This is a genomic window from Actinomycetota bacterium (assembly GCA_041658565.1).
In the GTDB taxonomy this organism is placed as follows: Bacteria; Actinomycetota; AC-67; order AC-67; family AC-67; genus JBAZZY01.
Map to the genome: position 1 here is coordinate 1 of JBAZZY010000057.1, position 4,422 is coordinate 4,422.

The window sequence follows — 4,422 nt, forward strand, 5'->3', positions numbered from 1 at the left end:
CCAGGAACTCCGTCTTATCTTTCCCACGAAAGCGCGCCATGCGCAGTTCGCACTGCGGATAGTCCGGCAGAAACTCCTTCCCGAAGAGGACCACCGCCGCCTGAAGAATTCGGCCATCCCGGCGCAACTTGAGGCGGTCCAGAACGTCCGCCACCCGGTTGCCGACGGAACCGATGAGGCGTCCCTCAGACTTGGCGGCTTCAACGATTCGGAAAACTTCTTCACGGTCGATAGCCCGGAGTTCGACGCCCTCAGCCGGTTCATTCTCCCAGCGGCGTTTGCCGCGGGCGCGATCGAGAAGCACCTTCTCGTATCTGACCTGGGTCATTCGCCGCGTTGTGCTACCAACGCGCTCGTATCCACGGCCGTCATACGTGAACGGCTTGGCATCCAGGCCGCCCTCGACCGAAACGGCGACGACCTCGCGGCCGGTCTTGAACTTGATGCGTCGGATGGAGAGGTTAATCGAGGGCGAAAAGCGGTCGGAAGCTTGCGCGATTTCCCGGAGCGTCTGGTCGGAGACTTCCTGTCCCGCGGCTGCGCCGTCCGGCCGAACTCCGAAGAGCACGATCCCGCCCGCGCTGTTCAGGAAGGCGCAGATCGTCTGCATCCCCTCGCGCAGCTCGCCGGTCGAGCGTTTGAACTCCAGGGTCGGTCCCTCTCCTTGCTTCAGGAGCCGGACAAGTTCCTTTTCATTGGTGGGGGATTTCAGGATCATGTCAGCCTCCACCGGACCGCGAACATGGATTTGAGCGCGTGTCTCTGGCGTAGTTGCTTTTCAATCCGCCCGATCAGCTCGTCGCGCTGTACATCGATGGCGTCCTGCGCGTCGAAGAGTTCCCGGCGCATACGGTTGCGGGTGGTCTCCAGCGCCTTGAGCGACTTCTGGGCTTCCAGCTTGTCATGGAGCGAACCGGCCAACGCCGCCCCCCGGCGAGCCTCACGGATCTGCTTGTCGAGCTCCTTGATCTCCCGTTCCAGACCCAGCTTGAGATCGTCGGACCAGCGGTCGAGCTTCAGGACCTCCTCGTCGAAGAACTTCCCGTTCCGCTCCTCGACCTGATGGATCTTGCTCTGCATCTCGGCCTGACGGATTGCCGACAGGTCCGGCGCGGGGCCCGGCGATTGGCTCTCGACCTTGCAGGGCAGGAGCATCAGCTTCCGGCAGATCTCCTCGTCGAGCGTTTTCCCGGAATCGGTCTGCCCGGAAAAGATTACGAACTCCTCCGTATCGAGAGACTCAACGGTAAGCTTCGATAGTTTGAGCCATCCGGAGGAACCAACAAGGGGTTTGAGGACGCTGATCACCTGACGATAGGCGGCATAGTCCAGCCTCACCGTCGCCGGGAGAAGTTCGCGGGATAGGGCCTGTTCGATGACATGAGCGGCGAGGGGATGGTCCTGGCGGTAGAACGTGTCACCGTTCTTCTCCGCCTCCTTCCAGTCGAAGTGATACCAACCCTGCCGGGCGCGCGCACCGGAATAGAGGAAGCGCGGCTGCTCAGCTTCGAAGCGGGCCTCGCCGTCCAGCTCGGTGCGCGTCAGTTCCAGAAGACTCCGCTCGCGGTTGGACAGGGTCTCCAGCGCCTTGTCGCGGTAGACGCGTAGGCGCGCGCTCACGTCCTCGTCGAAATGCTCAAGGAGCACCTCGCGGGTCTGGGCCATGCGGGCCTGAATCTGCTCGTCGAGTTCGGCCTGAAGCCGGTCGAACGCAGCCTTGATTTCCTCGGCGTTGCGGCAGGTTTGGTAGACTTGAGCGATGCGCCGCTCGATGTCCACGCCGGATTCGAGTGCGCCCAACACCTCGTCGCTCGCCCCAAAGACACCATCGAAGAGTTTGAACTTCTCGCTCAGGAGTTCGAGGACACGCTGGTCGGCCTCGTTGCGGCGGTTCAGGAAGTTGACGACCACCACGTCGTGCTTCTGCCCATAGCGGTGGCAGCGACCGATGCGCTGCTCGATCCGCTGGGGGTTCCAGGGGAGGTCGAAGTTGACGACCAGGGAGCAGAACTGGAGGTTCACGCCTTCCGCTGCCGCCTCGGTGGCAACGAGGATGGTCGCGTGATCGCGGAAGTGCTCCACGATGGCCGCCTTAATGTCCACGGGCCGGGAGCCTTTGACCACTTCCTGCCCGGCGTGACGTTCGCGCCACTGCTCGTAGACGACCCTAGAGTGCGGGTCGTTGTTCGAGCCGTTGACCATGACGAGCTGGTCCTTGTAGCCCCGGCCGGAAAGCAGGTCAAAGAGGTATTGCTGGGTGCGGCGCGACTCGGTGAAGATCACGGCCTTGCGCTGCGCCCCCAGCCGCTCGGCTCGCTCGAAGGCGACCTTGAGGGCGGGTATGAGCGCCTCGCCCTTGGCGTTTACGGAAATCTTGCGGGCCAGCTCCGCGAAGCCGCGCAACTCGGCAAGCTCCGCCGCAAGTTTTGCTGGATCAATAGGCTTCTCTTCCTGCGGTTCTTCCTCTTCGAATTCCTCTTCCTGCTCCTCCATCTCGTCCTGGAGTTCATCCAGGCCTTCCATGTCCTCGTCTTCCAGGAGAGGGCCTTGCTCGGCCGATAGGTCTTCAAGCCGGGCGATGAGGCGGTCCAGCGTTTTCGCAATGGCGAAGGTGGACGAGGCCAGCAGTTTCCGCAGGACCAGTGTGATGAGCGTGCGCTGGCTGGCGGGCAGGGCGATCAGCCCTTCGCGCTGAAGGTATGCAGAGATCCGCTCGTACAGCGCGTACTCCTCGTCGTTCGGCCGGAAGTCCTGCGTCACGGGGACGCGCCGCGTGAACGGGATGTACTCGACCACCTGTTTGCGGAGCGTCCGGGTGCAGATGGGGCGAAGCCGGTTTCGCAGTTCGGCGTTGCGCATTCGCTCATCCACGGTTCGGACGAACTGGTCCCGGAACGAGGCCGCGTCGCCGAAGATGTGGTCGTCGATGACGCTTGCCAGGCCGTACAGCTCCATAAGCGAGTTCTGGAGCGGCGTAGCTGTAACCAGGAGCTTCGGCGCTTGCGCGACCGCGTCCACGATGTTGCGGGCGAGCTTGCTGGATTTGCGGAAGACGTTCCGAAGGCGGTGCGCCTCGTCGATGACGACCAGGTCCCACGGGACGCGGCTGATCTCTTGGGCTTTCGCCGACGCGAAGTGGTACGAGCAGACGATCAGCCGGTCCGCCATGACGAACGGGGTGGGGTTCCCAGCCTCCACGATATCGTTGTAGACCTTTGAGTCGAGGATTGCCGTGGGCAGGTAAAACTTGGATTCGAGCTCCTGCTGCCACTGCTTGCGCAGGATCGCGGGCACGATGAGAAGGATGCGACGCCTCCGCTCTGCCCACCGTTGGTCGATGACGATGCCCGCCTCGATGGTCTTCCCCAGGCCAACCTCGTCCGCCAGCACGACCCCGCGCGTGAGCGGCGAGCGAAGCGCGAAAAGAGCGGCATCCACTTGGTGGGGATTGAGGTCTACGCGGGCGCCCGCGATCGAGCGGGAGATCGACTCGATGCTGCCGGTCGCCGCCCGGAGCGTCAGCTCATGTGCCCAATATTTGCTGTGAAATGCCGTGGTCATTCAGCCATGTGGGGTTTGTCTCCGTTCAGTGAACGGTCGGACGGGTTGGGTTTCAAACACACTGGGTACATTATGGCTTACGGACCCCCAGGAGCGCCGAGAGAGTAGAGAGCATCAACAGCGCATCGTCCCGCGTGAACTCTTCCGCACCGCTATGTGGCGCAAGATGTGTGTACTCCCGCAGATGCCAGCGGATGTTGTCGAGGCGCTGTTTCGTTGTACGTTTCTTAAGATCACTTGGCCCCATATCCTCGGCCTCGACCTCCCGCCAACGGTCGAGGGCTAGACGCACCGCGCTGATGCAGCCCTTCCAACCAGTTTCGCCGCCCCGTTCAAACGCCGTTGTCGCTTCGCCGATGGCGCGCCAAACCCCATCCCATGGGCTTGGTGGAGAGCTAGGAAGCGGAACTTCGATGAGAACCGGATACGAGATAGCCAAGTCACGCACCAACTTGACCCACACGTCACTCGGGTAAGAAACGTCCGCAGTCCCTTGAACCGTGAACGGCTCTGTGCGCCTCCTTGGCCCCCCCACCAAGGATGGCGGTACAAGTTTACAGAGTTCCGCATTGAGTGCGATCTTAAATCGCGGCCGTCTGCCGTCACGGAACCGCTCATAGGCAATCAGTGCCAAAAGGGAATCGCTCCAAATCATTACCGCCGGCGTGGACGACTCCTTGACCGCACCAATGAGCCATCCATAATGCCGGACGCGCGTCAGCGTGACCTCTTTACCCGCGTCGTTCACTGCAGTGATGACCGCCGAAATGTTGCTTAGCATCGGGCAGGGATCGAGCGTGCTGTTGAGCTTCAGTTGAACGGTCATCGGCAATTGGAGTTCAAACCCTGCCGCTGTCCGCT

General features: G+C 62.0%; 3 protein-coding genes. All 3 read right to left on the reverse strand.

The window, feature by feature from the left end:
* A partial coding sequence (locus tag WDA27_14710; GenBank protein MFA5892175.1) for an ATP-binding protein occupies nt 1-718 on the reverse strand: 718 nt, incomplete at its 3' end.
* Nucleotides 715-3,561 carry an SNF2-related protein gene (locus tag WDA27_14715; GenBank protein MFA5892176.1) on the reverse strand — a complete coding sequence of 949 codons (2,847 nt, stop codon included), beginning with the start codon at nt 3,559-3,561 and terminating at the stop codon, nt 715-717. The genes WDA27_14710 and WDA27_14715, both read right to left, overlap by 4 nt.
* Before the next feature lie 70 nt (nt 3,562-3,631).
* Nucleotides 3,632-4,422: hypothetical protein (locus WDA27_14720; protein ID MFA5892177.1), on the reverse strand; the 791-nt coding region annotated here is incomplete at its 5' end.